We start from the raw sequence: 26,528 nt of genomic DNA, 5'->3' as shown, positions 1-26,528 counted from the left end.
TTCCTCGTTTCAAGAAGAGTTATCCACAAACATCGAATCGGTGGATCAAGGCTTAAACAGTTTGTTGATGTCTGGCCTGTTGCCGATGTGTGTCATGCCCACCGAGGTGGTGGTGAGTCTGCGGGGCGCTCCGCCCTACGAGGTTTCCGCCGCCCGTGCAGCCGCCAGCAGCGAGTCCCAGTCGGGCAGCTTCACGACGCTCCGCCCGAGGGTGGCGCCCAGCTTGGCCTCGGCCCGCTCGATGGCCTGCCAGCCCGCCCATCCGACCGGCCGGAATCCCGCCGCCCGCAGTACCGTCAGCGGGTCCTCCGGCCGCTCCTGCCGTACGAGCGCGGCGGCGTCCGCGAGCAGGGACGTCGCCGTCTCCTTGGCGCAGGGCCGGTTGGTGCCGATGACACCGGTCGGGCCGCGCTTGATCCAGCCGGCCACGTACTCGCCGGGGGAGGGGCGGCCGTCGCGCAGCACACGGCCCGCGAGATGCGGCACGGTGCCGAGGGCCGCGTCGAACGGCAGCCCGTCGAGCGGAACCCCGCGATAGCCGACCGAGCGGAGCACGAGCTGCGCCTCGATGTCCTCGTACTGCCCTGTGCCCGTCACGCCGCCGGCCCCGTCCGGCGTCGTCCGCTCGAAACGCACGGCGCCAACCCGGCCTCCGGCTGCGAGCAGTTCGACCGGGCGGCAGAAGAAGCGCAGCCGGATACGGCGGGCTGCGCTCATGGACGGCAGAGTGGCCCAGCCGCGCAGTGCCTCCACGTTGCGGCGCTGGACGGCCGGCAGTGCGGACGGGTCGGCGTATGCCGGATCGAGCGCCAACTCGGCCTCTTCCACGACGACTTGGGTGTCCGGCAGGGAGCCCAGCTCGCGCAGCTCCTTGGTCGTGAAGCGGGCCTGTGAGGGGCCGCGCCGGCCCACCATGTGGATGTCGGTCACCCCGCTCGCGGCCAGTGCGGTGAGTGCCGCCTGCGGGATGTCGGTGGGGCTCAGCTCGGCCGCGCCACGCGCGAGCATGCGGGCCACGTCCACCGCCACGTTGCCGACGCCGATGACCACGGCGGAGCGCGCCCCACGGACGAAGCCGTCGTCGACGGTGTCCGGATGGGCGCTGTACCAGGCCACGAACTGGGTCGCCGACCAGCTGCCTGGCAGCTCCTCGCCGGGAATCCCCAGATGGCGGTCGGTGGCGGCGCCCACGCAGTACACCACCGCGTGGTACAGCTCCCGCAGCCGCGTACCGGGCAGCTCGCCGGGGCCGGAACCGATCCGGATGCCGCCCAGGAACCGCACCCGCTCGTGCTCCAGGACGGCGCGCAGGTTGTTCTGCAGCGACTTGATCTTCTCGTGGTCCGGCGCCACGCCGTACCGCACCAGGCCGTACGGCGCCGGCAGCCGGTCGAGGACGTCGACCAGCACCTCGGGATGCTGCTCAACCAGACTCTGGGCGGTGTAGACCCCGCTCGGGCCCGAACCCACGACGGCGACACGCAACACGGCGGAACCCCTCACTGCGGGACACTGCGGAACTCCCTGTGCTGACACCTACAGGATCGCACCGCCGGAGCTGCGCTGACAGAGTGCGGGCGGGACAGACGCGCGTGTCCGTTCGTATGGAATGTGATGATGCGGTTACGTTTAGTATGTGCTGGAAGCATCCTTTCTCAATCTTTCCGGTCGCTGCCCGACGGAGGGCGCGGTCTCGGTGCGGCCTGCCTGGGAAGTGCAGGAGCGCGAGGGGGCGGCGACGACGGCCTGGTTCGACGTCCGGCTCGCTTTCGCCGACGGCGCCCGGGTCGACGTACTCGCCGTGGTCCGTGAGACGGGCGTCTCCATCGAGGACGTACGGGCGCAGCCGGCGCTGTCGCTCGACGATCTGGCGGCGCTCGCGGACTGGATCGAGGGGCCGCTCTTCGAGGTGTGCGGAGACGGGCCCCGGGAGGCCGGGGCGTGCGCTCGGCCTCGTCGCGCCCGGCCCGCCTGGCCGCGTGGCATCGAGGGACGATGGCTGGTCGCGGAGGAGTACCGCGCGGCCCAGGGGGAGGGCGCCGACCCCGTTCTAGCCGTGATGTGCGCGACCGGGCGCAGCCGCCGCCGATCCCTCAGGCTGATCTCACAGGCCCGTGACGCCGGATTCCTGACGCCTCGTCACGCCCGGCGCTGAGCAAGGGTTTCCGGGGGCGGCGAGCCCGACCCGGTCCCGCCCCTGACCACAGGACTACATACCGCGCATCCGGTTGATCTCGGTCGTCTGCTGCGCGATCACGTCGTCGGCCATCTCCTCGACCCGGACGTTGTTGCCCTGCCCCTTCACCTCGGTGGCCATCGTGACGGCCCCCTCGTGATGCGTGATCATCAACGTCAGGAACAGCTCGTCGAACGCCTTTCCCTTCGCCGCGCGCAACCTGGCGAGCTGTGCCTCGGTAGCCATGCCGGGCATCGCCTCGTGGCTGTGCCCGGTGGTCTTCTCGCCGGCGCCGTTGTCCTTCAACCAGCCCTGCATTCCGGCGATTTCGGGCCGCTGGGCTGCGGCGATGCGCTCGGCCAACCGCTTCACCTGTGTCGACTCGGCTCGTTTCGGAACGAGTTCGGTGATCTCGATCGCCTGCGCGTGGTGCTCGATCATCTTGCGGGCGTACGAGATGTCCGCCGAGTTGGGGGAGTCGTCCGGCAGTTGAGCCTTCGCCTCCTCCGGGGAGAGCGTCTGAGCCGCCTCGCCGGGGAGTCCGGGCGCGATCACCGAAGGCCCTGTCGCCTTGGGGGACTTGCCGTCCGCGTCGGAGGACGAACCCGAGTCGCAGGCGCCGAGCGCGAGGGTGAGCGCGAGCACGGCCAGGACCGGGCGGAAGGTGCGGGACGCGCGGCGGACGGGCACAACGACCTCCTGTGTCAGGTGGGTTGAGGGACACCTCGTGAGTGCTGTGTCCGTCCTAGCACGCTTCCATACGCCGGTGATCAGAAACTTTCATTACAAGTGCATTGCTCCCTATTGATCGGTGCATGATGAAGACGATACTTCGGAGGACCGTGAACCGTTCTGACCCGAACGGCTACCAGGGAGGACGCAGTGACCCTGTTGAGCAATCCCCGAACGCGGCACAGACGCCTGGGAGTTGCCGCCGCCGCGGCCGGACTCCTGGCCGCCCTGCTGACCGCCGGCCCCGCAGCCGCGACCCCCGATCCGGGGGACGGCCCGACGGTCTCGGAGAAGATCTCCAAGAGCGTGCAGACCCAGGTCAAGGAAGCCCTGGCCGCGGGTGAGATACCCGGAGTGGACGAGATCGTCCACTCCGACAACATCACCCACCTCGCCAACATCCCCAAGGACGCGCTGCCCGGCACCAATTCGGACCTCGCCTTCCAGGGGAAGTACGCCTTCTCCGGGAACTACGACGGCTTCCGCGTCTTCGACATCAGCAACCCGAAGGCCCCGAAGACCGTCTCGCAGGTGCTGTGCCCCGGCGGCCAGAACGACATCTCCGTCTCCGGGAACCTGCTCTTCCTGTCCACCGACGCCTCGCGCAGCGACAGCAGTTGCAACAGCGTCTCGCAGCCCGCGACGGAGAAGTCGTCGTGGGAGGGCATGAAGATCTTCGACATCACGGACAAGGCGAACCCGAAGTACATCGCCGCTGTGGAGACGGCCTGCGGCTCGCACACCCACACGCTCGTGCCCGAGCGCAAGAACATCTACGTCTACGTCTCCTCGTACTCGCCGAGTGCAGCTTTCCCCGACTGTCAGCCGCCGCACGACGGCATCTCGGTCATCAAGGTGCCGCGAAAGGCCCCTGAGAAGGCGGCAGTTGTCGGCTTCCCGGTTCTCTTCCCCGGTGAGGGCCCCGACGGCGGCGGCAACCCCGGCTCGCCCACCAACCCGGGCGTTTCCAAGACCACGGGCTGCCACGACATCACCGTGCTGCCCTCCAAGGACCTCGCGGCGGGCGCCTGCATGGGCGACGGCATCCTCTTCTCCATCAAGGACCCGGAGCACCCGAAGGTCATCGACCGGGTCCAGGACAACGTCAACTTCGCCTTCTGGCACTCGGCGACCTTCAACCAGAGGGCCAACAAGGTCGTCTTCACCGACGAACTGGGCGGCGGCGGCGCGGCCACCTGCAACGCGGAGATCGGGCCGAACCGCGGGGCCGACGGCATCTACGACATCGTTGGCAAGGGCGACAAGCGCAAGCTCGTCTTCAAGAGCTACTTCAAGATCCCCCGCTACCAGGCGGACACCGAGGTCTGCGTGGCCCACAACGGCTCGCTGATCCCGGTCAAGGGCAGGGACATCATGGTCCAGGCCTGGTACCAGGGTGGTGTCTCCGTATGGGACTTCACCAACTCCTCGAAGCCCAAGGAGATCGCCTACTTCGAGCGCGGCCCGGTGACCACCGACCGCGTCACGACGGCCGGCCCCTGGTCGGCGTACTACTACAACGGCTACATCTACTCGAACGACATCGCCAAGGGCTTCGACGTCCTGAAGCTCAACGACCGGCGCACGGACCCGGCCAAGTGGGTCCACCTGCGTGAGCTGAACGTCCAGACGCAGCCGGACTACCTCGACTGACCGTCGCCGACGAACTCCTGTCGTGTGTCCCGCCGGGCACCTCGGTGTCCGGCGGGACGTCCATGTCCGGGGAACGCCCCGGCAATCTTCATTGACCGAGGCCCCCGCGTGGGGACATGCTGTTACCTCTGCGTTGACTTTTTGTCAGCCGGCAATGGTCGGCGCAGCCGGAACGGCCCCATGAGGGCGGTTTCGTCGGCCGTCTGTCTGGGGTGACGCGGGGGATCACCTCAGACCGGCGTGCCCCTCCTCGCACGGAGCGGTCTCAGCCGGCCAGGTCAAGCACCGGCCGCAGCCCGTCCGGGCGTTGGGACACCGGCAGATGGTCCACGAAGTGCACCGCGCACCCCAGATCCGCCGCGCCACCGTCCGCGCGCCTGTCGTCGCCGACCATGAGCACGTCCTGCGGGGCGACGGCGAGCGCGTCGCAGGCGACCTTGAACAGACGCGGGTCCGGCTTCTGGATGCCGTGCTCGTACGACAGGACGTACGCGTCGACGTACGGGTCCAGCCCGTGCGCCCGGAAGACGGGACGCAGGTCCCAGCCGATGTTGCTGACCACCCCGACCAGGATCCCGCGCTCCCGCAGGGCGCCCAGCACCTCCACGGCATCGGGATACGGGGCCCACGCGGCCGGGATCATGTGCCGCTCGTACAACGCGTCGTACAACGCCGGGTCGGGGAGCGGCACCTGACGGGCGAGCCCGGTGTACGCGGCCCGGTGCAGCTCGGCGCTCTCGTCGCGGATCCCCCACACGGCGGACAAAGCCTCGGGCAACCGCTCCGGGGAGGCCCCGCCCGGCAGCGCCCCGGCCACCTCCAGAGCCCTGGCTGACGCGGCGACCTCCGGCTCCGGCAGCCCGAGACCGTGCGCGGTGAGCACCGCGCGCAGCCAGGAGTCGGTGGACTCGATACGGAAGAGCGTCCCGGAGAAGTCGAAGAGCACGGCAGCCATGCGCTGGACCCTACCCAAAACTCCGGGGAACCCGGGCAGATCGGGGAGGCGCGAAGCGTGCGGTCAGTGCCACTCGGTCGCTGCGCCCGAACCGCTCGTACGACACCACGGCCAGCGCCACCATGAGCGCTCCGAGAAGCCATCCGGCGAGCACGTCCGACGGCCAGTGGACGCCGAGCCAGATCCGGGTCAGGCCGACGCCGACGACCGAGATGGCCGCCACGGTGACCGCCGTACGCCACACGACGCGTCCGGCGCCGTACCGGCGCAGCAGCCACAGCAGGAGGCCGCACACCACCGTGGCGGTCATGGCGTGGCCGGAGGGAAAGGCCGCGTAGTGCGCGGAGTCGACGGGGTCGGCCCAGACGGGGCGGGCGCGGCCGACCGCCGCCTTCAGGGTCTGCTGGACCACCGTGCCCAGCGCACAGGTGACCACCAGCCACAGGGCGAGCCACCACGCGGAGAGCCGCCACACCAGCCACACCGCCACGGCAGCGCACAGCAGGCGCATCGTCAGCGGGTCCCACACCCAGTCCGTGAGGATCCGGAACGCGTGCGTGAGTCCGGCTTCGTCGACCGCCCGGCGATGGGTGGCGCGCGCGATGTCGCCGTCGAGGGCGATCAGCGGATGCCAGTCCACCGCGACCAGGGTCAGCAGCAGCACGGAGGCGAGGGCAAGGGAGACGGCGACGGGGACGGCCGGATGGCGGACCGGGCGCTCAAGCCGGGGTGCGAGGTGCGGGCTGTACATGATGCGATCCTCGCCGAACGGCAGAGCGGGAAGCCAACCGAGGGGGCGCCGGGCGGCCGGCGCGCTATCCGAGTGCCCGCAGTCCCGGTACGAACGCCACCAGTACGGGAACCACCGGCACCAGGGCCGCGGCGGCCGTCAGCCGCAGTCTTCGGACCGGCGGCAACCGGTCCGGCTCGGTCAGCAGCCGCTGGACGCGCAGCGGGACATGGGCCTGTGGGGCCGGGGAGGGGCCGAACACGCCCCGGTCCTCGTTGAGTTCGACGAGGGCGAGGGCGGTCGTCAGGCGGCCGAAGCGGCGGGAGGCCATGTCGTCGGCGGCCAGTTCCACCAGCCGGTGCATCTCGTCCCTGAACGAGGCGAAGACCGGGACCTGCGGAAACCCGTTGGCCAGTGCGCCCGAGCAGTGCAGCAGCCAGTCGTGGCGGGCCCGCGCGTGTCCCTGTTCATGTGCGAGCACGGCGTCCAGCTGCTGTCCCCTGAGTCGGCGCAGCGCGGCCGTGGTGACGACCAGCCCGGGTGCGGTGCCGGGCAGCCACCAGGCGTCGGCGCGTTCGCCCTCCAGGACCACGAGGCGGTCGGGGCGCGGCTCCTCCCCGGGCAACAGCGGGGCGCGGACGAGGAGTTCGGTACTCCGCGACCTGCGCCGCCTGCGCGCCCGTACGACCTCTCGGACCAGCATCGCCGCGGTCCACAGCCCGCCGCAGGCGAGCGCGACGGCGGTTGTCGCGGCCCACGGACGGGAGGCGCCGAGGACATAGGCCTCCACCACCGCGTGGGGTGCCGGGGCGAACACATGGCCGCGCACGGCCTGCCAGGCCGTCGCCGCGCTGAGCGTCATCGACAGCGCGCAGCACATCAGCACGGCCGCCACCACGCACTGCCACACCCACAGGGCGACCACCGGTTCGCGGTCCGGCCAGTCGGCGCGGGCGATCAGCCGCGGGGCGACAACGGCGGTCAGCGCGCCGAGCAGCAACAGTGCTGCGGGGACCATCATGGGTGCAGCCTATGAGCGGGGCGGCGCTCAGACCTACGGTCCGTCGCGGCAAAGTGACGCAGACCACGGTTTCGTACCGTCAGAGCGTGAGCAGCATGGCGACCGTCGCGATACCCATGGACAGTCGGCAGGCGCGTGCCAGTTCGGGCCGGTCGCCCCAGCCGGGCGGGCCCGTCCCGGCCCCGCCGCCGACGGCCAGGGCCGGTGCGGACAGCAGACGGACGCCGGACAGCAGCACGTACCCGGTGAAGTAGAGGAGCAACGCCGTCGTCAGCAGCGGGACTCCGGAGCCTCCGGTTCCGTGCCGGTGACCGGGGGTGACGGTCATCGCGGCGGCCATGTAGGCCATGGCGAAGGCGCCCATCAGATGATGCAGATGGTGCGGCCCGGTGCGGGCCGCCCACAGGGCGTGCAGCGCGGCCGTACCGAACACGGCCGTGTACACCAGCCAGGCCCAGCGGGGCAGGGTGAGCACGGCGGCGGGCACTGCCATCGCGGCCATGCCGAAGCCCATCAGAGCCTCGCTGCCCGCGGCCCGGCGCTGTTCCTCGACAGTGCTGCGCATCCGCAGAAGGCAGTATGCGCCGGTCGCCGCGCACAACGCGACCAGCAGCCACCCGGGCGAAGCCGGACCGTGCACACGCACCTCCCCCTCGACCCCGAGACCTCCGCTGAAGGGATGCCCGCGCCGGGCGGTGCGCATGCGAGCGCAATGGTGTACGCGGGGGAGCGTGCGTCGGAGCACCGCAGGTGAGAGGCTATGTTTCATGAGTAAAACACCTGCTAATCTCATGAGGTGAGCCCTGATCCCGTCGCCGTCCCGCCCGTACGGCGCTTCCCGCTGACCGGCGTGCTGCGCATCGGCCGACCGTCCGACATCTGGTTCAAGCCGGCCCTGAGTGTGATCGCCGCCGTCGCTCCGCCCTGTCTGGCCCTGGCGGCGCTCGAACACCTCGATCTGGCGATGTACACGATGGCCGGTGCCCTGTGCGCGCTCTACGCCCACAACCGTCCGTACGCCGCCCGCGCCCGTGTCCTGGCGGGAGTGGTCCTCGGCATGCTCACCGGACTGGCCGTCGCCCTCGTCACCGCCTCGCTCACCGGCAACGCCGTCGTCCTGGTCGCCGTGGGCGCGCTGCTGGCCGCCGCGCAGAAGACGCTCTGCGACGCCACGCGCATCGGCCCGCCCGGGAACGTGGTCCTCACGTTCGTGTCGTCCGCCGCGCTGTTCGCCCCGCAGACGCTCGGCCAGGTACCCGGCCATCTGGCGCTCGCCGCCGGGGCGGGCGTGTGGGCCTGGATCGTCGGCATGGCACCCGGCCTCGTCCGCCCGTACGGCCCCGAGCGCCGCGCGACCGCGCACGCCCTGAACGCCGTCGCCGCCCACGAGCAGGCGCACCGCACCGGCGACGGCACCGGCGGCCACGGGTATGTCAGGTCACGGGCCGCCGCCGAGACCGCGGTCCAGGCGGCCCGACAAGCACTGTCGTCGGCCGGCGGTCGGCCGGGCACCGCGCGCGCCACGACCAGGCGTGCTCTCGAACAGCTGGTCGTGCGGGCCGAGTTCACGCTCACCGCGCCCACCGAGAGTAGACCGGACGAACTGCGTTCCTGGGCTGGTGAGTTGCGCGACGGCGGCCACGTGCCGTCGTTCGGCGAACGCCTCGGCGTGCAGCGGCTCGACCCCGAACTCATCGCCCCGACACCGCCGTTGTGGACCAGGCTCGGCCCGCTTGTGCCCCTGGCCGCACGCACCGCCCTGGGCTGCGCCCTCGCCGGCTACGCCTCCCTCGCGCTCGGTATCGGCCGCCCCTACTGGGCCCTCGTCACCGCGGCCTCCCTCTACCAGGCCAACGTCACGCTCACCTGGAACCGCACCGTACAGCGGACCGTCGGCAACCTCGCCGGGGTCCTGCTCTTCGCCGCCCTCGTACCGCTGGCGCACCTCGGCCCGATCGCCCTCGTCCTGTGCTGCCTCGCCCTCAACTTCGGCGCCGAGGCGCTGATGAGCCGCAACTACTGGCTCGGCAGCGTCTGTGTGACCCCGATGGCGCTGCTCGTCACCGAGTTCACGGGGTTCCAGGACCCCGGACGCCTGATGGCCGAGCGGATCGTGGACACGTTCGTCGGCGCGCTGCTCGGCCTCGTCGCCGCCGTCGCGGTCACCAACCACCGCGCCGGCGCCCGCGTCGAGCACGCCCTCACGGTGGTCGAACACGCCCGCACCCACGCCGAACGCACTCTGACGCGCGTACACCCTGTATCCGGATCCGTGGACACCGCCCACCGGGGCCTCGCCGCAGCCCTCGCCGACCTGCGCACCACCGCCGACGCGGCGGCAGGCGAATGGCGGCAGCGCACCCGCCCCCAGGAGCGGGTCGTGCTCGCCGAACGGTCCGGACACCGTACGCTCGCGGCGACGGTACGAGGCCGGGAGCCACGCCCAGGGGCGGGCGCCGGCGGACGAACGGACGACAGGACGACGGAGGACGTACGGCCATGACGGCAGTGAACGGGGGAGGGGCGGCCGCCGAGGAGACGGCCGCCGCGCCGCGCGCCCACCTCGGCCCGGCGGACGACACCGTGGCCGGAGTGGTACGGCAGTGGCAGGCCGTCCATCCAGGCCTCGACACCGGACCCATGGAGATCATCGGTCGGATCAACCGCTGTGCCGCTCTCCTGCAGCTGGCCGAGGACGCCCCCCTGCGCCGGGTGGGACTCACGCGCCCCGAGTTCGATCTGCTCGGCGCGCTCCGGCGCACCGGCCATGAACTGACCCCGAGCGAACTCGCCCGCGAGACCTTCTCCTCCGGGGCCGCCGTCACCAAGCGGCTCAAGCAGCTGACCGAACGGAACCTGGTCGAGCGGCGCGGTGACACCCGGGACCGGAGGGTCGCCCATGTGCGCCTCACCGACGCCGGACGCGACCTCGTCGACGGCGTCCTGCCCGAGCAGCTCACCTACGAGAGCGCCGTGCTTTCCGGCCTCGACAGCAACGGGCAGCAGGAACTCGCGGGACTGCTGGGCGAGTTGCTCGGCCAACTGGAGGGGCGGCTGGGCGCGCTGCGGTTCTGACCCCGCATCCGGACCAGTCCTGCGCGTACTCCCGGTGAACGCTTGACACGGGACCCTGCGTATCCCGCAGCACCGCGGTGCGCGGGCCGTACGGCACGGTCGTGGGCTCCATGGCGACGACGGCCCCCGCTGTGGCCGCCGCGTCCGCCGGGACGTACCCGTCCTCGACCACGAAGTACGGCAGTCCTCCACGCAGCACGCCGGTCCGGGCCGTCCACCGGCGCACCATGAGCACGCCTTGGGTTTCAGATGCCGGGCCGGTACCGCAGCGGATGGTCCGCCGGGACCTCCACCAGGACGATCCGCGTGCCGTCCGGGTCCGTGATCCACATCTCGACGAGTCCCCACGGCTCCTTCACCGGCGGCCGGAGGATGTCGACGCCCCGGGACACCAACTCGTCGTGCGCCGCCGCCACGTCCGCCACCTGGAGCCACAGCCGGACCGACGGCGACAGAGGCTTCTCGGCCCGTCCGGACAGCTCCAGAAAGCCTCCGCCGAGGAAGTAGACCGTGCCCCGCTCCGGCCCCGTGCCGAACTCCCGGTGGACGGCGAGCTCCAGCCGCTCGCCGTAGAAGACCCGGGAACGCTCCGGGTCGACGGGGTGGAGGAGAACCCGGCTGCTCAGTACATGCACCATGCAACCGGAGCCTAGGGCCTGCGCGGCATCGGCGTTACGCTCTCGGTGCCGCGCCGTGCACTGGAAAGCTGCGCACAAGAAAGCCGTGCGCAGGAAACATGAGAACCCGGAGAACCGCCGCCATGGACACCGCCGCCACCGGACCGACCTTCCGTGACGCCACCGAGGCAGACGTCGACGCGCTGGTCGCGCTGATCGAGTCGGCGTACCGGGGAGACGCCAGCCGGGCCGGCTGGACCACCGAGGCGGACATTCTCGAAGGGCAGCGGACCGATCCGGAGAGCGTGCGGGGCGTCATCAAATCGGCCGACAGCCGACTGCTGACCGTCGAACAGGACGGCCGGGTGGTCGCCTGCTGTCAGCTCGAACACCGTGGTGACCACGCCTACTTCGGCATGTTCGCGGTCAGCCCGGACCTCCAGGGCGCGGGCCTCGGCAAGGTGATCATCGCCGTGGCGGAGCGCGCGGTGCGCGAGACCTGGGGCGCGCGGGAGATGCACATGACCGTGATCTCCGTACGGAACGACCTGATCGCCTGGTACGAACGGCGCGGCTACCGCCGTACGGGAAGGACGAGCCCCTTCCCTTACGGCGACGAGCGGTTCGGCATTCCGCAGCGTGACGATCTGCAGTTCGAGCTGCTGGTCAAGGAACTGGTGTGATCTCCGGCGTGCTCGCTACGCGGTGAACCGGCCCGTGCGCTTGATCTGCGGGTAGTCGGTGGTCGCGCCGTCCAGCTGCAGGGCGCGTACGAGACGCAGCTGGTCCTGGGTGTTCACCACCCAGCCGATGATGCGCAGGTCCGCCTTCCTCGCCCGCTCGACGATCTCCAGGGTGAGGCGGCGGATGTTGAGGCACACGGTCGAGGCGCCGGCGCGGGTCGCGCGCTCGACGACATCGGTGCCGTAGCGGCTGGCGATGAGTGCGGTGCGTACCCCGGGCACCAGGCGGGTGATCTCGGCGATCGTGTCCTCGTGCAACGAGGACACCTCGACCCGTGCGGTCAGGTCCCGGCGCTCCATCACCTCGGCCAGCGCCCGAGCCGCCGCCGTGTCCTTGATCTCGGCCTGAAGCGGTGCGCCGACGGCGTCCAGGACCTCCTCGAAGACGGGGACGCGCTCGTCGCGGCCCGCGTCCAGGGCGCGCAGTTCGGCGAGAGTCTTCTCGGCGAGGGGACCGGTGCCGTCCGTGGTGCGGTCCACATCGGCGTCGTGCATGACGACGAGAGCGCCGTCCTTGCTGAGACGCAGATCGAGTTCGATCATGTCGAGGCCCGCCTGCTCGGCGGCGACGAACGAACGCAGGGTGTTCTCGGGCTCGACGCCCATGATTCCGCGGTGCCCGATGGTCAGGAAGTTCAAGGTCAGCTCGCTTCCGTCGACGGCGGCTCGGCTGCCGCAGCCTAACCGCCCGGCCCCGCATTGAACCCGTACAGACGCGCTGCGACGGCTGGCCGGAAACAGCGGAACCGGAGGGGGTGTGAACCGGCCACTGTCGGGTAGTGGAAGTCGTCGTCCTCTTGGTTTCCGGCAGGAAAAAATACGGTGACCATGGGGGTTTGCAGGATAATCTCTTCTGTCCCGCCTTGTGGTCGGGAACCTTGTTCACATACGGTGTCCTTACGTGAGGTTCTCCCGTGGAGGATGGGACATGACGGAAATTCTTGTGCAGGCGGTTCCGGACGAGCGGGTTCGTCCGCTCGGCAGGGTGGTGGAGCACCCGGCATGGCCCGTGCTCAAGGATGCTGTGGAGCAGATCCGGCCATGGCAGGCCAGGGACGGGTCGATCGACTTCGACCGGGAGGACGCCCCGGATCCCGCGGACGCCGAACTCGCCGTACGCCGGATCGTGGACGCCGTGGCGGAGATGTCTCCCCTGCTTCCCCACGACACCGCCTATCACCAGGCCCTCGCCAAGGATCTGCGCCGCTGGTCCGACAGCGGCTTCCGGGTGCCCGACTTCCTCGACTCGCTGCTGGCCTTCCAGCCCGCCGCGAGCCGCGCGGACGGCCTGCAGCACCTGGTCGTCTTCCCGATGTACACGCAGAACGGCAACCCGGACCGCAACCTCGAAGCGGTCGTCCTGCGCATGGTCTGGCCCGACTGGCTGGCCGAGCTGGAGCGCACCCGCTACGACAACCCGCTGTTCTGCGGCATCACGTTCGAGGACTTCACGGCCGGGTACGACACCAACTCCGCCGTCCTCTTCCCGGAGACCATCGCCGTGCGCGAGGCGCCGGAACGGTTCACCTGGGGCGGCATCTTCTGTGACCGTGAGGCCGCCCGCTTCCGCCGTGTCACCGACGCCGCCGTCGGCATCCTCGGGCTCGAACTCCCCGAGGACGTCGCCGCGATGGTCCACGACCAGAAGCGCTGCGAGGAGGCGTTCGTCCTGTGGGACATGGTCCACGACCGCACCCACAGCCACGGCGACCTGCCCTTCGACCCCTTCATGATCAAGCAGCGCCAGCCGTTCTGGATGTACGGCCTGGAAGAGCTGCGCTGCGACCTCACCGCCTTCAAGGAGGCCGTGAAGCTGGAGGCGGAAGGCATCCCGCAGGCCCGTGACGTGCAGTTCGCGGTGCTGTTCGACAGGATGTTCCGCTTCCCCGTCACCGGCGAGCGCGTGCGCAACTACGACGGCCTCGGCGGGCAGCTCCTCTTCGCCTATCTGCACCAGCACGACGTGATCCGCTGGACCGACAACAAACTGCACATCGACTGGCAGCGTGCCCCGCAGGTCACCAACCAGCTCTGCGCCGAGATCGAGACCCTGTACCGCGAGGGCATCGACCGGCCCAAGCTCGTCCACTGGTTCAAGGCGTACGAGCTGGTCGCCGCCCATCTCGCCCCGCACCCGGGCTCCCGCTGGGCCAAGGGTCCCGACGCCCTCGACCTGAGCCAGCCGCCGCGCAAACTCGTGGACGACGTGCTTCCTGACGAGTTTCCGCTGAGCATGTTCTATGAGGCACTGTCCAAGAAGCTGAAGAGCGTGATCGCCTCCACCAGGGGGATCACCGCGGAGAGTGCCGAGCGGGTCGCCGCGTGAGCGACCGCACCACCGAAAACACTGCTCAGGAGGCGATGAACATGGGGAACGGGGCTCTCAGCGGTGCGGTGATCGCGGTCGCGGGCGCGGGCGGACCCGCCGGCCGGGCGGCGCTGCTCAGGCTCGCCGAGGCGGGCGCGACCGTCGTCGGCTCGGACAACGACCCCGAGCGGCTCGCGGAGGCCGTGGACGCGGCGAGCTACGCGCACGGCGGCGCCACCGTCGTCGGCGACACCGTCGACCTGCTCGACCTGCAGTCGACCCGGGACTGGGCCACCCGCATCGAGAAGGACTTCGGGCGCGTCGACGGCCTGGTCCACCTCGTCGGCGGCTGGCGCGGCAGCGAGACCTTCACCAAGACGGTCCTCGACGACTGGGACCTGCTGGAACTGCTGCTCATCCGCACCGTGCAGCACACCTCCCTCGCCTTCCACGAGGCGCTCCAGCGAAGCGAACGCGGCCGGTACGTCCTGATCAGCGCCGCCGGCGCGAGCCATCCGACCGCGGGCAACGCCGCGTACTCCGCCGCCAAGGCCGCTGCCGAGGCGTGGACGCTGGCCATGGGCGACTACTTCCGCAAGGCCGGGGTCTCGGAGGGGGCGGACGGGCCGACATCGGCGGCTGCGATCCTGGTCGTGAAGGCGTTGGTGCACGAGGCGATGCGCGCCGAGCGACCCAACGCGAAGTTCGCGGGCTTCACCGACGTCACGGAACTCGCCGAGGCCATCGTCGGCGTCTGGGACCGGCCCGCCGCCGAAGTGAACGGGAAACGTCTGTGGCTGACCGAGAAGCCGTGAACCCTCCGAAGACCGACGCACGCCGTCATCACGACCCGGAGGCCCGAGGCTTCGCCAGCGACAACTACGCGGGCGCGCACCCCGAGGTGCTCGCCGCCCTGGCCCTGGCCAACGGCGGGCACCAGGTCGCGTACGGCGAGGACGACTACACGGAGAACCTCCAGCGGATCGTCCGCAGCCACTTCGGGGCCACGGCGGAGGCGTTTCCCGTCTTCAACGGCACCGGCGCCAACGTCGTGGCGCTCCAGGCGGTCACCGACCGCTGGGGCGCCGTGATCTGCGCCGAGAGCGCGCACATCAACGTCGACGAGGGTGGCGCCCCCGAACGCATGGGCGGCCTCAAGCTGCTCACGGTGCCCACACCGGACGGCAAGCTGACCCCGGAACTGATCGACCGGCAGGCGTACGGCTGGGACGACGAGCACCGCGCGATGCCGCAGGTCGTCTCGATCACCCAGAGCACGGAACTGGGGACCCTCTACACCCCGGACGAGATCCGCGAGATCTGCGACCACGCCCACGCGCACGGCATGAAGGTCCACCTGGACGGCTCCCGCATAGCCAACGCGGCGGCCTCGCTCGACGTCCCGATGCGGACGTTCACCAACGCGGTCGGCGTCGACGTTCTCTCCCTCGGCGGGACGAAGAACGGCGCGCTGTTCGGTGAGGCGGTCGTCGTCATCAACCAGGACGCCGTCAGTCATATGAAGCATCTGCGCAAGCTGTCCATGCAGCTCGCCTCCAAGATGCGCTTCGTCTCGGTCCAGTTGGAGGCGCTGCTCGCCAAGGACCTGTGGCTGCGCAACGCCCGCCACTCCAACGCGATGGCGCAACGGCTGGCGGAGGGTGTGCGGGCCGTGCACGGGGTGGAGATCCTCCATCCGGTGCAGGCGAACGCGGTCTTCGCCCGCCTGCCGCACGACGTGAGCGAACGGCTGCAGAAGCGCTTCCGCTTCTACTTCTGGGACGAGGCCGCGGGCGACGTCCGCTGGATGTGCGCCTTCGACACGGCCGAGGACGACGTGGACGCGTTCGTGGCAGCGCTGCAGGAGGAGATGGCGCGGTAGCACCCTGGTGCATAGATATGTGGTCACATGGAAAGTCATTGACTGTTGGGTGATCGTTTTTCTATGCTCTGACCTCATGGAGCTGATCCAGAACACCCCTGACCTGTCCGCCTATCTGGCCGCTGACGAGGTCATTGACCACTATCACCCACTGGTGCGTGAGGCTGCCGCGCAACTTGCCAAGAGCGCGGTGAACTCGTATGCCTATGCGCACGCAGCGTACGACTTCGTCCGCGACACCATTCCGCACTCCGCCGACAGCGGTGACCCGCGGGTCACCTGGCGCGCTTCCACCGTCCTGGAGCAGCGCACGGGTATCTGTCACGCCAAGGCCCACGCGCTGGCCGCACTCCTGCGCGCCGAGGACATCCCCACCGCGCTGTGCTATCAGCGGCTCGCGCGCGATGACGGGGACGGTCATGCCGTGCACGGTCTGGTCGCCGTGCGGTTCAACGGCGCCTGGCACCGTCAGGACCCGCGGGGCAACAAGGCGGGTGTGGACGCTCAGTTCTCCCTCGATGGTGAGCGGTTGGCGTGGATCCCGGGCGGGAAGTCCAATGAGATGGACTATCCAGTACTGTACGCTGAACCTCATCCGGTCGTACTGGGCGCCCTCAAGGCCGCGCCCGACAGGCCGTATCTCTGGCAGACGCTCCCCACCGCACTCTGAGGCAAGCGATGACTCTCACCCTGACCGTGTCCGACGAGGTCCGCACACTCGCGCCCGGCTTCACCCATGTCGCGATCGAGGCGCACGGACTCGTCAACGGGCCCAGCACCGAAGCCAGTTCAGCGCTCCTGGACGACGCGGCCCGCCGGCTCGCCGTACGTCTGGACGGCCGCGCCCCGCACGAGGACCCGCACATGGCCGCCTGGCGGGACGCGTACACGGCGTTCGGCTCCAAGCCGTCGCGCACCCGCAACTCGGCCGAGGCGCTCGCCAAGCGGGCACTCCCGGATGCCGGTCTGCCCCGGATCAACGTCCTGGTCGACCTCTACAACGCGATCAGCGTGGCTCACCTCATCCCGGTCGGCGGCGAGGACCTCGACCACATCCAGGGCGGTATGCGGCTCGTACGCGCCACCGGCGCCGAGGACTTCGTGACCGTGGCCGGGGGTGCGGACGTCGTCGAGCACCCCGACGCAGGTGAGGTCGTGTGGTGCGACGAGGCGGGGGTGACGTGCCGCCGCTGGAACTGGCGCCAGGGCCCGCGCACAAGGCTCACCGAGCAGACCACGTCCGCGATCTTCCTCCTGGAGTGCCTGCCCCCGCTGCCGGCCGCCGAGGCGGAGGCCGCCGGCGCCGAACTCGTGGAACTCCTGGAAAAGTTCAGCCCCGGGGCGAGGATCACGGTCCGCAACACGGAGTGAGCTCGGGGGCGCCCCCGGAGGGGCGCGGGGAACTGCGCGACCGGCCCCCACCGGCCCGCAGCGAACGTAGGACCTGCCCCCCGAAAATGCTCAGCGGGCCTCGGTCCCCCGCACCTCTTCCGGTGTCGGCGCCGTGCCGCCGAGATGCGCCGGCATCCACCACGTGTCGTCCGGGCCCTTGGGGCGGACCGGGTAGGCGCGCTGCGCGGCTTCCAGGAGCTCGTTGACGCGCTCGCGCACCTGGCGGGTGATCGCGCCCGCGTACCTGTCGCGGGACGCCTCGATGGCCTCGCCGACGCGGATCGTGATCGGGATGTGACTGCGCTTGAAGTTGCGCGGATGCCCCTTCGTCCACAGGCGCTGCGTACCCCACACGGCCATCGGGATCAGCGGGACGCCCGCCTCCTGGGCCATGCGCGCGGCACCGGACTTGAAGCTCTTGAGCGTGAACGACTGCGAGATCGTGGCCTCGGGGAAGACACCGACGATCTCACCGGCGCGCAGCGAGTCCAGCGCGTGCGCGTATGCCGCCTCGCCGTTCTTGCGGTCCACCGGGATGTGCTTCATGTTGCGCATCAGCGGGCCGGAGACCTTGTGCCGGAACACCGACTCCTTCGCCATGAAGCGCACCAGACGCTTCTGCGGGAGAGCCGCGAGGCCGTCGAAGATGAAGTCCAGGTAGCTGATGTGGTTGCTCACCAGCACTGCGCCACCCGAGCGCGGGATGTTCTCCGAACCCTTGCAGTCGATCTTCAGGTCCCAGGCCTTGAACAGTGTCTGGGCGAGACCGATGGCGGGACGGTAGGCAAGCTCAGCCATGGACGGGGATGACCCTTCTCTCTGCTCTGCCTGGGAAGGGGGCTCCCGGCGGGATAAGTTACGCAGCCGTAGGTTTTGCAGCGTTGCGCAGATCGTGCCCCAAGAACGGACGAGTGACCAGCCCTTGTGCCTCTGAACGGCGAGATAATCGTCACGTCGCCCCTGGGTCCACCTCGTGCTTTTAATGCGCCTTTACTCCGCGCGTACCGTCACCCGTCGTACGACGAGGTACATCTCGCAACCCAGGCAATACCCGGTGGCGGCGTTCGAAAACGCCGCCGCCAGTGCCGCCCGGTCGCAGCGATCCCCAGCCACTCGACCCCCAGCGCGTACCCGGCGAGCCCCACCCCCGCGAACACGAGCCCGACGGCCTGCGCGAGCCGCGGCGGCTCCGGCGCCTCGAACTCCGTCGGCGGGCCGAGCCGGGGACCGACCACCTTGCGGAACAGCCGGCCGTACGGGGAGCGGCCCACCCCGCCCGCCGCGCCCAGCGCGAACGCCGGCGTCTGCCAGGCCAGCAGCCACACACTCCCGGTGACCAGTACGGCCGCCAGGACGGCGGTCGTCACGGCCGCCCCGAGGCGTGGCCCTCTCACATCGATGCCCATGAAGCGATCATTCGGCAGCAGAAACGATTCGAGCAGGCGGGAATCTTTGCGGTCTGATGAACGCTGGAGCCGGGGACGACCGGAATCGTGGTGTGCGTGGCGGTGCTCGCGGCGGCGAGCGCCTTCGGAGTGCTGCAGCGGCGGCGGAGCGGGAGAGTGCGCGTGCGCGGGCGCGACGACGGCAAGCGGCTCGGCGCGGCCGAGTTGGGCGAGAGCCTCGGTGAAAGGGCGACGCTCGTCCAGTTCTCCAGCGCCTTCTGCGCACCCTGCCGGGCCACCCGCCGCGTCCTCGGAGAGGTGGCCGGCCTCGTCCCCGGCGTCACCCACGTCGAGATCGACGCCGAGAAGCACCTGGGCCTCGTACGCAGGCTCGGCATTCTCAAGACGCCCACCGTGCTGGTGCTCGACGCCGAAGGGCGGATCGTGCGACGGGCGACCGGACAGCCGCGCAGGGCCGATGTCATCGCCGCGCTGGGGAAGGCCGTTTGAGGTGTGCCAGGGACCGAGAATCCCGATACCGCCGCTGATGAAGCGTTCGGTGACGCATCTCCCAGATGACGGAAGCCACTTGACTGCGCGCACCAACTATCGTCAGCCTGACCCTATGCCTCCGGAACTCCTTCTCCACGCGCGAGTCCACGTGGACCTCGTGCGCACCGCGAGCGCGCGCTGTCCGGGCAGTTGAGCAGTCACCGCCCGGCTCGCCGCCTCTCGCAGAAGGACACGTCCATGACGGCCATGCCCGGCCTCGGCACCCCTCGGTCCATCGTCCCCGCCTCTCCCGACCTCCTGCGCTCCGTCTTCCGGCAGCACGCGGCAGGGGTCGCCGTGATCACCGCCCGCGGCAGCGCCGGTCCCGTCGGTTTCACCGCCACCTCCCTCGCCTCCGTCTCCGCCGAACCCCCGCTCGTCTCCTTCGGGATCAGTACCGGCGCCTCCAGCTGGCCCGCGATATCCGCGGCCGCCCATGTCGGCGTGCACATACTCGGCGAGCACCAGCGCGAGCTGGCCGCGACCTTCGCCCGCAGCGGCGCCGACCGGTTCGGCGCGCCCACCGCCTGGCGCGAGGGGCCCGAGGGGGTGCCCGTTCTCGACGGAGTGCTGGCCTGGCTGGTGTGCCGGCCCATCGCGCGCGTGCCGGCGGGGGACCACCGGGTCGTGCTGGCGGAGGTCGTGGTCGGTGATCCCACGGGCCCTGGACGGCCACTGCTCTATCACCAGGGCCGCTTCAACGGGCTGCGGGACTGATCAACGTGCTTCAAGGCTGACCGACAGTGATTGACCGATCGGTACAATGTGATTTTGGCTACGCTGCGGGGCGGCCGGGTTCCGGTTACGCTGCGTTGCGAAGGTCACACGTCAAAGCGCTTGCTCAGTGGGCGCGGAGTGGGTGTACTGGCGAGTAATATTCAGTTCGGAGCGCGGGCCGCCCCGACCGGGACCGGCCGCATGAGGCGCCTATGCTGCCTGCAGGAAGGCAGCCCGGAACAGACGATGCAGTAGGAGAGCCGGCGTGAGCTTGAGGATCGTTGTCACTGTGAAGTACGTGCCCGACGCCACTGGCGACCGGCACTTCGCCGATGACCTGACCGTCGACCGTGACGACGTGGACGGTCTGCTCTCGGAGCTCGACGAGTACGCGGTCGAGCAGGCGCTCCAGATCGCCGACGAGGCCGACGACGCGGAGATCACGGTTCTGACCGTCGGCCCCGAGGACGCCAAGGACGCGCTGCGCAAGGCCCTTTCGATGGGCGCCGACAAGGCGATCCACGTCGAGGACGACGACCTGCACGGCACCGACGCCATCGGTACCTCCCTGGTGCTGGCCAAGGCCATCGAGAAGGCCGGCTACGACCTGGTCATCTCCGGCATGGCCTCCACCGACGGCACCATGGGTGTCGTACCCGCGCTGCTCGCCGAGCGTCTGGGCGTCCCGCAGGTCACGCTGCTCTCCGACGTCTCCGTCGAGGACGGTGTCGTCAAGGGCCGCCGTGACGGCGACTCCGCCTCCGAGCAGCTGGAGGCCTCCCTCCCGGCCGTCGTGTCGGTCACCGACCAGTCCGGTGAGGCGCGTTACCCGTCCTTCAAGGGCATCATGGCCGCCAAGAAGAAGCCGGTGGAGTCCTGGGATCTGTCCGACCTCGACCTGGAGGCCGAGGAGGTCGGTCTGGAGGGCGCGTACTCCGTGGTCGACTCCGCGACCGAACGCCCGGCGCGCACGGCCGGCACGATCGTCAAGGACGAGGGCGAGGGCGGCAGGCAGCTCGCCGAGTTCCTCGCGGGCCAGAAGTTCATCTAGGCCCCGTTCGAGGCTCGTTGAGCCTTTCTCGTCGACCGCCCCTCATCTTCCGCAAGCAGGAGAGTAGAAGTCCCATGGCTGAAGTTCTCGTCTACGTCGATCACGTGGACGGTGCCGTCCGCAAGCCCACCCTGGAGCTGCTGACCCTGGCCCGCCGCGTCGGCGAGCCCGTCGCCGTCGCCCTGGGCGCCGGTGCCGCGGCCACCGCCGACGCGCTCGCCGAGCACGGCGCCGTCAAGGTCCTCACCCACGAGGCAACCGAGTACGCCGACTACCTGGTCGTCCCGAAGGTCGACGCCCTCCAGGCCGCGTACGAGGCCGTGTCCGCCGGGGGCTCCCTGGCCGCCGTGCTGGTCCCGTCCTCCGCCGAGGGCAAGGAGATCGCCGCCCGTCTGGCGCTGCGCATCGGCTCCGGCATCATCACCGATGCCGTCGACCTGGAGGCCGGCGACGAGGGCCCGGTGGCCACCCAGTCCGCGTTCGCCGCGTCCTTCACCACCAAGTCCCGCGTCGCCAAGGGCACCCCGGTCATCACGGTCAAGCCGAACTCGGCCGCCGTCGAGGCCGCCCCGGCCGCCGGCGCCGTCGAGGCCCTCGACGTCACCTTCTCCGCCCAGGCCACGGGCACCAGGGTCACCGCGCGCACCCCGCGCGAGTCGACCGGCCGCCCGGAGCTGACCGAGGCCGCGATCGTCGTCTCCGGCGGCCGTGGCGTCAACGGCTCGGAGAACTTCGCGATCATCGAGTCGCTCGCCGACTCCCTCGGTGCGGCCGTCGGTGCCTCGCGCGCCGCCGTCGACGCCGGCTGGTACCCGCACACCAACCAGGTCGGCCAGACCGGCAAGAGCGTGTCCCCGCAGCTGTACATCGCCAGCGGCATCTCCGGCGCCATCCAGCACCGCGCCGGTATGCAGACCTCGAAGACGATCGTGGCGGTCAACAAGGACGCCGAGGCCCCGATCTTCGACCTGGTCGACTACGGCGTCGTCGGCGACCTCTTCGACGTCGTCCCGCAGCTCACCGAGGAGATCAACACCCGCAAGGGCTGAGCCTCCTGAACCGTCCGAGGCCCCCGCGACCGTACGACCGGCCGCGGGGGCCTCGGGTCATCCCAGAGTCAGTGAGGCCTGCACCGGCAGATGGTCGCTCGGGTACATCCCGTCGATGGAGAAGGTGTTGATCGCCGCCCAGTGCGTGGTCACCCCGGGTGAGGTCAGTATCCAGTCGATGCGCCGGCCGCCTGGTCTGGGTGTCCGGTAGGCGTGGTGCGTCCCGTACACCGGGCTGCGCGAGGCTGCCGTGTCCCAGGTGTCCACGAGCCCGTTCTCCAGCATCAGGTCGTACACCCGGTTGTCGTGGGCGGCCGAGTTGAAGTCGCCGGTGACGATGACAGGCGCCGACGGGTCCCACTCGGCGATCGTCTTGCCGATGAGCTGCGCGGAGCGCTCCCGGGCGTACTGGCTGACGCTGTCCAGATGGGTGTTGAGGACGTAGAACTCCCGCTCCCCGTCGGCTAGATCGGCGAACTTCACCCAGGTCACCATGCGCAGCCAGTCCGCGTCCCAGGTGTTGGAAGCGATCGTGTACGGGGTGTCGGACAGCCAGAAGTGATCGAACTCGATCGGGTCGAGTCTGCGGGTGTCGTAGAAGACCGCCATGAACTCGTCCTTGCTGCCACCCCCTCGTCCGGTGCCGATCCAGTCGTAGTGCCCGCCGAGATCCTTCTCGATCATGCGCACCTGCTGGTAGAGCCCCTCCTGGATGCCGATGACGTGGGGGCGCTCGCGGCGCAGCAGCTCCCGCATCACCGGCCGGCGCACGGTCCAGCGCGGTGTCTCGTCGACGACGGTCGCGAAGCGCACGTTGAACGTCATGACGTTCAGGGCGCCCGGGTGCTCGCCGGCGACCGCCGGTTTCGACGAGCCCGCCGTGGTCAGCAGCGGCACGGCGATGGCGGCGGCCGCCGCGGACTTGAGTCCTTGGCGACGCGTCACTCCGACCTCTCTCGGCACGCGATCTCCTCCCCTTCGGAGTCAGGATGAACCTTGCCCAGTGAATACGGAAGAAGACGCCGGGTCAGCAGTGACCAGCGGGAAAGGATGGAGAATCCCACGTCGAGACGGTGTTGACCGGGGTGAAGATCGCCAGTTAGCTTCGTTATGCGGATTGTTGATTCCGTACTGCGGAAAATGGAGGGTGTGGAATGGGTCAGGGCCAGCAGGAGAAGGTCGTGACGAGCCTCGCGGGTGCCGTCGGCGAGGACATCAGCGCCTCCCTCGCCCCGGTCGACGCGGAGCTGGAACGCCGCTACCCCGGAGACCCCGGCACCCGTCAGCCCGTCCACACCGTGTACGTCCCCGGGGACGCCTTCGCCGCCGACACCATCCGCTCCTGGGGCGACCAGGCACTCACCGCCCTTGACGAACATGCCCCGGACGCCGCCTCCCTCGCCGCCGTCCTCGGCCTCTCCGACGACCTCGCCGTAGCCGTTCACGACCGTGTCCGCGCCAAACTGGAGCGGGAGCCGATCGAAGACCTGCGCGTCGACTTCGAGGACGGCTACGGACCGCGCCCGGATGCCGAGGAGGACGAGACGGCGGCCCGCGCGGCCCGTCTGATCGCCGAGGCGTACGAGAAGGGCACGGCCGCCCCCTACATGGGCATCCGGATGAAGTGCATGGAGGCGCCGGTGCGCGACCGGGGCATCCGCACCCTCGACATCTTCCTGACCGGACTGATGGAGGCCGGCGGACTGCCCGACGGGCTGGTCCTCACCCTTCCCAAGGTGACGTACGCCGAGCAGGTGACAGCCATGGTCAGACTCCTGGAGGAGTTCGAGAAGGCGCGCGGTCTCACGGCCGGCCGGATCGGCTTCGAGATCCAGATCGAGACCAGCCAGTCCATCCTCGCCACCGACGGCACGGCCACGGTCGCCCGGATGATCCAGGCCGCCGGGGGCCGCGCCACCGGCCTGCACTACGGCACCTTCGACTACAGCGCCTGCCTCGGCGTCTCCGCCGCCCACCAGGCCAGCGACCACCCTGCCGCGGACCACGCCAAGGCGATCATGCAGGTCGCGGCGGCGGGCACCGGCGTACGCGTCTCGGACGGCTCCACCAACGTCCTGCCGGTCGGTCCGACCGAGCAGGTCCACGCGGCCTGGCGCCTGCACTACGGACTCACCCGCCGCGCCCTGGCCCGCGCCTACTACCAGGGCTGGGACATGCACCCCCGGCACATCCCGACCCGGTACGCGGCTGTCTTCGCCTTCTACCGCGAGGGCTACGAACAGGCCGCGTCCCGCCTCTCCCGCTACGCCAACCGCGCAGGCGGCGACGTCATGGACGAGCCCGCCACCGCCAAGGCCCTCAGCGGCTATCTGCTGCGCGGCCTGGACTGCGGCGCCCTCGACGTCACGGAGGTGACCCGGGCGACGGAGGGCCTGACCCGGGCCGACCTGGACGGCTTCGCCCGGCCGCGCCGGGCCGACCTCACGGCGTTGCCCAGGTAGCACTCCTGTCACAGCGGGGGCCACGAGGTTCCGCTGTCGTACCCGCCCCGTAATCTGTACGAACACACGGGGCAGGTCACAGGAACGGGGCAGCGGTGTCTTCGGGGGAGCACGGACAGACGGCCGGACAGCCGGAGAAGCGGCCGGAGGCGGAGGCCGAGGCGACGGACCGGACGGCCGGCACCGGCCGTCTGCTGGCCGGCCGTTACCGGGTCGTGAACCGGCTCGGACGCGGCGGCATGGGCGTCGTCTGGCGTGCGGTCGACGAGGTCCTCGGCCGTGAGGTCGCGGTCAAGGAACTGCGCACGTTCACGGACGTCGCCGCACCCGAACTGGCCGCCCTGCGGCTGCGGATGCAGCGCGAGGCCCGCGCGGCGGCCCGGATCCGGCACCCCGGAGTGGTCGCCGTGCACGATGTCGCCGAGGTCGACGGCCGCCCGCTGATCGTCATGGAACTGGTGGACGGCCCCTCCCTGGACGACGTCCTCAGCGAGCGCGGCACCCTGGACCCGCGCGAGGCCGCCGGGATCGGCGCCCAGGTCATGGACGCGCTCACCGCCGCCCACCGCGTCGGCGTCCTGCACCGTGACGTGAAGCCCGGCAACATTTTGCTGGAGGCCTCGGGCCGGGTCGTCCTGACGGACTTCGGCATCGCCACGATGGAGGACCCGGGCGACGGCTCGACCACGAACCTGACCCGCAGCGGCGAACTCGTGGGCTCCCTGGACTACCTGGCCCCCGAACGGGCACAGGGCAACGCCCCCGGCCCCGCCTCCGACATCTGGGCCCTGGGCGCCACGCTGTACGCGGCGGTCGAGGGCGCCTCACCCTTCCGCCGTACGTCGACCTGGTCCACGCTCACCGCGATCGTCGACGAACCTCTCCCGGCCCCCCGCCGGGCCGAGGCCCTGGGCCCGGTCCTACGGCAACTGATGGCCAAGCGGCCGGAGGAACGCCCGGACGCGGAGGCGGCGCGCGGTCTGCTGGAGGCGGTTGCGTCCTCGGCGAACGGTGTGACGGACACGCCGACGACGGGGCTGCGACGGGACGGGGCTGCCGCGGCCGGGGTGCCCGAGGTACGCGCTGACGAGGCGGTGGAGCCAGGTGCGCCGGCGGTGCCGCCGGGGTTCGGGCCCGCCGCGCAGGCATCGCCCGCCCCTGAAGGCGCACAGCAGGCGCCCCCCGGATTCGGTCCGCCGGAGCCGGTGACCTCCAGAACGCCCGGGTTCGGCCCCGCCGGACCTCTGCCCACTCCCGGTGCACCGGACGTCGGCCACCTCGCGGACCCGACCGCCCTCTCCACCCCGGCCACCGCCTCCGCCCAACCCCGCCGCAGGGGACGCGCGTTGCTCGCCGCAGCGGCCGTCACCGTCGTCCTCGCCGTCACCGGAGTCACCGTGGCGCTCACCGGCGGGGACGACAGCGAGGTGAGCGCCCGGCCCGGGGCGTCGACCGACAGCCGCGCCGGCGCGCCCTCCACGGGCACCGGCCGGGCCGGCCTTGACCTCTCCACGAGCCCCACTCCCACCGACAAGAATGCCGGGAAGCCCTCGTCGCCGACGACGGTGCCGGGCAAGGACTCCGGCACCGCCCCCGGCGACAACACGACCCCGGCCCCGTCGCAGACCTCGGGAAGCGGCACCTCGGGGGTTACCTCCGGTGACGGCGGAACCGGCGCGACCGGAGGAACGGGCACACCCGGCGGGGCCGGTCCGAGCGGCAGCGCGACTCCCAGCGCCGCGCCCGCGTGCGAGTCCTTGGGGGACGGCAAGTACAACTGCACGGTCTGGCGCACCGCCAAGTCGTACACCGCGTCCGGCACCGAAATCGGCGTCCTCAACTCGGGCACCAACTACTTCTACTGCCAGCAGAATCTGGGCCGGCGCGAGACATACGGCGAGTGGACGAACATCTGGTGGGCGAAGACCGACGACGACCGTGGCAACACCGATGTCTTTGTCAGCGACGTCTACATCGAGGGCGGCGACAACGACGCCCCGGTGCCCGGACTCCCGGTCTGCTGAGCCG

General features: G+C 70.4%; 26 protein-coding genes and 1 pseudogene. 16 read left to right on the top strand and 11 right to left on the bottom strand.

The genetic code is table 11. From position 1 onward, the window contains the following. Positions 1-135: 135 nt before the first annotated feature. On the bottom strand, positions 136-1,488 hold the full coding sequence (locus RB628_RS10555) for an FAD-dependent oxidoreductase (protein ID WP_318320065.1): 1,353 nt from the start codon (positions 1,486-1,488) through the stop codon (positions 136-138). A 148-nt stretch (positions 1,489-1,636) separates the two neighbouring features. Between RB628_RS10555 and RB628_RS10550 the strand changes: the two genes are divergently transcribed. Continuing rightward, a complete protein-coding gene (locus tag RB628_RS10550; protein ID WP_318320064.1) occupies positions 1,637-2,155 on the top strand; it encodes a DUF6214 family protein in 519 nt (172 codons plus the stop codon). Positions 2,156-2,209: 54 nt separating this feature from the next. Here the strand turns inward: RB628_RS10550 and RB628_RS10545 are convergent, their stop codons facing one another. Continuing rightward, positions 2,210-2,866: a DUF305 domain-containing protein gene (locus RB628_RS10545; RefSeq protein WP_318320063.1), complete on the bottom strand. Its 657-nt coding sequence runs from the start codon at positions 2,864-2,866 to the stop codon at positions 2,210-2,212. A gap of 192 nt (positions 2,867-3,058) precedes the next feature. Between RB628_RS10545 and RB628_RS10540 the strand changes: the two genes are divergently transcribed. After that, positions 3,059-4,561: a hypothetical protein gene (locus tag RB628_RS10540; protein WP_318320062.1), complete on the top strand. Its 1,503-nt coding sequence runs from the start codon at positions 3,059-3,061 to the stop codon at positions 4,559-4,561. Positions 4,562-4,826: 265 nt separating this feature from the next. Here RB628_RS10540 and RB628_RS10535 read toward each other — a convergent pair whose 3' ends face one another. From RB628_RS10535 to RB628_RS10520, 4 genes are all read right to left on the bottom strand, one after another. Continuing rightward, positions 4,827-5,516, bottom strand: coding sequence for an HAD-IA family hydrolase (locus RB628_RS10535; RefSeq protein WP_318320061.1), 690 nt, complete (start codon positions 5,514-5,516; stop codon positions 4,827-4,829). Between the two features lie 10 nt (positions 5,517-5,526). After that, positions 5,527-6,267 carry a phosphatase PAP2 family protein gene (locus RB628_RS10530; RefSeq protein ID WP_318320060.1) on the bottom strand — a complete coding sequence of 247 codons (741 nt, stop codon included), beginning with the start codon at positions 6,265-6,267 and terminating at the stop codon, positions 5,527-5,529. Positions 6,268-6,331: 64 nt separating this feature from the next. Beyond that, positions 6,332-7,267 (bottom strand): M56 family metallopeptidase, encoded by a 936-nt coding sequence (locus RB628_RS10525; protein ID WP_318320059.1) that lies wholly within the window; start codon positions 7,265-7,267, stop codon positions 6,332-6,334. 79 nt (positions 7,268-7,346) lie between these two features. Beyond that, positions 7,347-7,907 carry a DUF5134 domain-containing protein gene (locus RB628_RS10520; RefSeq protein ID WP_318320074.1) on the bottom strand — a complete coding sequence of 187 codons (561 nt, stop codon included), beginning with the start codon at positions 7,905-7,907 and terminating at the stop codon, positions 7,347-7,349. A 210-nt stretch (positions 7,908-8,117) separates the two neighbouring features. Between RB628_RS10520 and RB628_RS10515 the strand changes: the two genes are divergently transcribed. Together RB628_RS10515 and RB628_RS10510 are read left to right on the top strand one after the other, a co-directional pair. After that, positions 8,118-9,770 (top strand): FUSC family protein, encoded by a 1,653-nt coding sequence (locus RB628_RS10515; protein ID WP_318320073.1) that lies wholly within the window; start codon positions 8,118-8,120, stop codon positions 9,768-9,770. Continuing rightward, positions 9,767-10,342 (top strand): MarR family transcriptional regulator, encoded by a 576-nt coding sequence (locus tag RB628_RS10510; RefSeq protein ID WP_318320058.1) that lies wholly within the window; start codon positions 9,767-9,769, stop codon positions 10,340-10,342. The genes RB628_RS10515 and RB628_RS10510 overlap by 4 nt, the downstream gene beginning before the upstream one ends. 245 nt (positions 10,343-10,587) lie before the next feature. On the opposite strand, the gene RB628_RS10505 is transcribed toward RB628_RS10510, so the two are convergent. Next, positions 10,588-10,980: a VOC family protein gene (locus RB628_RS10505; protein ID WP_318320057.1), complete on the bottom strand. Its 393-nt coding sequence runs from the start codon at positions 10,978-10,980 to the stop codon at positions 10,588-10,590. A gap of 122 nt (positions 10,981-11,102) precedes the next feature. Between RB628_RS10505 and RB628_RS10500 the strand changes: the two genes are divergently transcribed. Next, positions 11,103-11,642, top strand: a complete 540-nt coding sequence (locus tag RB628_RS10500) for a GNAT family N-acetyltransferase (protein ID WP_318320072.1) — start codon at positions 11,103-11,105, stop codon at positions 11,640-11,642. A gap of 15 nt (positions 11,643-11,657) precedes the next feature. Here the strand turns inward: RB628_RS10500 and RB628_RS10495 are convergent, their stop codons facing one another. Beyond that, positions 11,658-12,341 (bottom strand): glycerophosphodiester phosphodiesterase, encoded by a 684-nt coding sequence (locus RB628_RS10495; protein WP_318320056.1) that lies wholly within the window; start codon positions 12,339-12,341, stop codon positions 11,658-11,660. Positions 12,342-12,630: 289 nt separating this feature from the next. Here RB628_RS10495 and RB628_RS10490 point away from each other — a divergent pair, with 289 nt between their 5' ends. The 5 genes from RB628_RS10490 to RB628_RS10470 all read left to right on the top strand — a co-directional run bounded on the left by RB628_RS10490 (position 12,631) and on the right by RB628_RS10470 (position 17,263). Further along, positions 12,631-14,028, top strand: coding sequence for a DUF6421 family protein (locus RB628_RS10490; RefSeq protein WP_318320055.1), 1,398 nt, complete (start codon positions 12,631-12,633; stop codon positions 14,026-14,028). Between the two features lie 41 nt (positions 14,029-14,069). Further along, a complete protein-coding gene (locus tag RB628_RS10485) occupies positions 14,070-14,825 on the top strand; it encodes an SDR family NAD(P)-dependent oxidoreductase (protein ID WP_318320054.1) in 756 nt (251 codons plus the stop codon). Beyond that, positions 14,822-15,892, top strand: a complete 1,071-nt coding sequence (locus tag RB628_RS10480) for a low specificity L-threonine aldolase (protein WP_318320053.1) — start codon at positions 14,822-14,824, stop codon at positions 15,890-15,892. Before RB628_RS10485 ends, RB628_RS10480 begins: the two co-directional genes overlap by 4 nt. Before the next feature lie 76 nt (positions 15,893-15,968). Beyond that, the gene (locus RB628_RS10475; protein WP_318320052.1) at positions 15,969-16,562 is read left to right on the top strand and encodes a transglutaminase domain-containing protein; all 594 of its coding nucleotides are present in this window, start codon (positions 15,969-15,971) and stop codon (positions 16,560-16,562) included. 8 nt (positions 16,563-16,570) lie between these two features. After that, positions 16,571-17,263 (top strand): B3/4 domain-containing protein, encoded by a 693-nt coding sequence (locus tag RB628_RS10470; RefSeq protein WP_318320051.1) that lies wholly within the window; start codon positions 16,571-16,573, stop codon positions 17,261-17,263. Between the two features lie 90 nt (positions 17,264-17,353). On the opposite strand, the gene RB628_RS10465 is transcribed toward RB628_RS10470, so the two are convergent. Together RB628_RS10465 and RB628_RS10460 are read right to left on the bottom strand one after the other, a co-directional pair. Next, entirely contained in the window at positions 17,354-18,082 is a 729-nt protein-coding gene (locus RB628_RS10465) for a lysophospholipid acyltransferase family protein (protein WP_318320050.1), read from the bottom strand. 192 nt (positions 18,083-18,274) lie between these two features. After that, positions 18,275-18,690 (bottom strand): annotated as a pseudogene (locus RB628_RS10460) (DUF4395 domain-containing protein). A gap of 87 nt (positions 18,691-18,777) precedes the next feature. On the opposite strand from RB628_RS10460, the gene RB628_RS10455 reads away from it, so the two are divergent. The 4 genes from RB628_RS10455 to RB628_RS10440 all read left to right on the top strand — a co-directional run bounded on the left by RB628_RS10455 (position 18,778) and on the right by RB628_RS10440 (position 22,038). After that, positions 18,778-19,179, top strand: a complete 402-nt coding sequence (locus RB628_RS10455; protein ID WP_318320049.1) for a thioredoxin family protein — start codon at positions 18,778-18,780, stop codon at positions 19,177-19,179. Positions 19,180-19,419: 240 nt separating this feature from the next. Continuing rightward, a complete protein-coding gene (locus RB628_RS10450) occupies positions 19,420-19,938 on the top strand; it encodes a flavin reductase family protein (protein ID WP_318320048.1) in 519 nt (172 codons plus the stop codon). A 265-nt stretch (positions 19,939-20,203) separates the two neighbouring features. Then, positions 20,204-20,989 carry an electron transfer flavoprotein subunit beta/FixA family protein gene (locus tag RB628_RS10445; RefSeq protein WP_318320047.1) on the top strand — a complete coding sequence of 262 codons (786 nt, stop codon included), beginning with the start codon at positions 20,204-20,206 and terminating at the stop codon, positions 20,987-20,989. Between the two features lie 74 nt (positions 20,990-21,063). Beyond that, a complete protein-coding gene (locus RB628_RS10440) occupies positions 21,064-22,038 on the top strand; it encodes an electron transfer flavoprotein subunit alpha/FixB family protein (RefSeq protein ID WP_318320046.1) in 975 nt (324 codons plus the stop codon). A 57-nt stretch (positions 22,039-22,095) separates the two neighbouring features. Here the strand turns inward: RB628_RS10440 and RB628_RS10435 are convergent, their stop codons facing one another. Beyond that, the gene (locus RB628_RS10435; protein ID WP_318320045.1) at positions 22,096-23,001 is read right to left on the bottom strand and encodes an endonuclease/exonuclease/phosphatase family protein; all 906 of its coding nucleotides are present in this window, start codon (positions 22,999-23,001) and stop codon (positions 22,096-22,098) included. A gap of 191 nt (positions 23,002-23,192) precedes the next feature. Between RB628_RS10435 and RB628_RS10430 the strand changes: the two genes are divergently transcribed. Further along, positions 23,193-24,500, top strand: coding sequence for a DUF6986 family protein (locus RB628_RS10430; protein ID WP_318320044.1), 1,308 nt, complete (start codon positions 23,193-23,195; stop codon positions 24,498-24,500). 95 nt (positions 24,501-24,595) lie between these two features. Further along, the gene (locus tag RB628_RS10425; RefSeq protein ID WP_412180627.1) at positions 24,596-26,524 is read left to right on the top strand and encodes a protein kinase domain-containing protein; all 1,929 of its coding nucleotides are present in this window, start codon (positions 24,596-24,598) and stop codon (positions 26,522-26,524) included. Positions 26,525-26,528 lie beyond the last annotated feature (4 nt).

Source organism: Streptomyces sp. ADMS, from assembly GCF_033441795.1.
GTDB lineage: Bacteria > Actinomycetota > Actinomycetes > Streptomycetales > Streptomycetaceae > Streptomyces.
The sequence above is the reverse complement of the archived record's forward strand: the minus strand, read 5'-3'. Positions and strand labels throughout refer to the sequence as shown.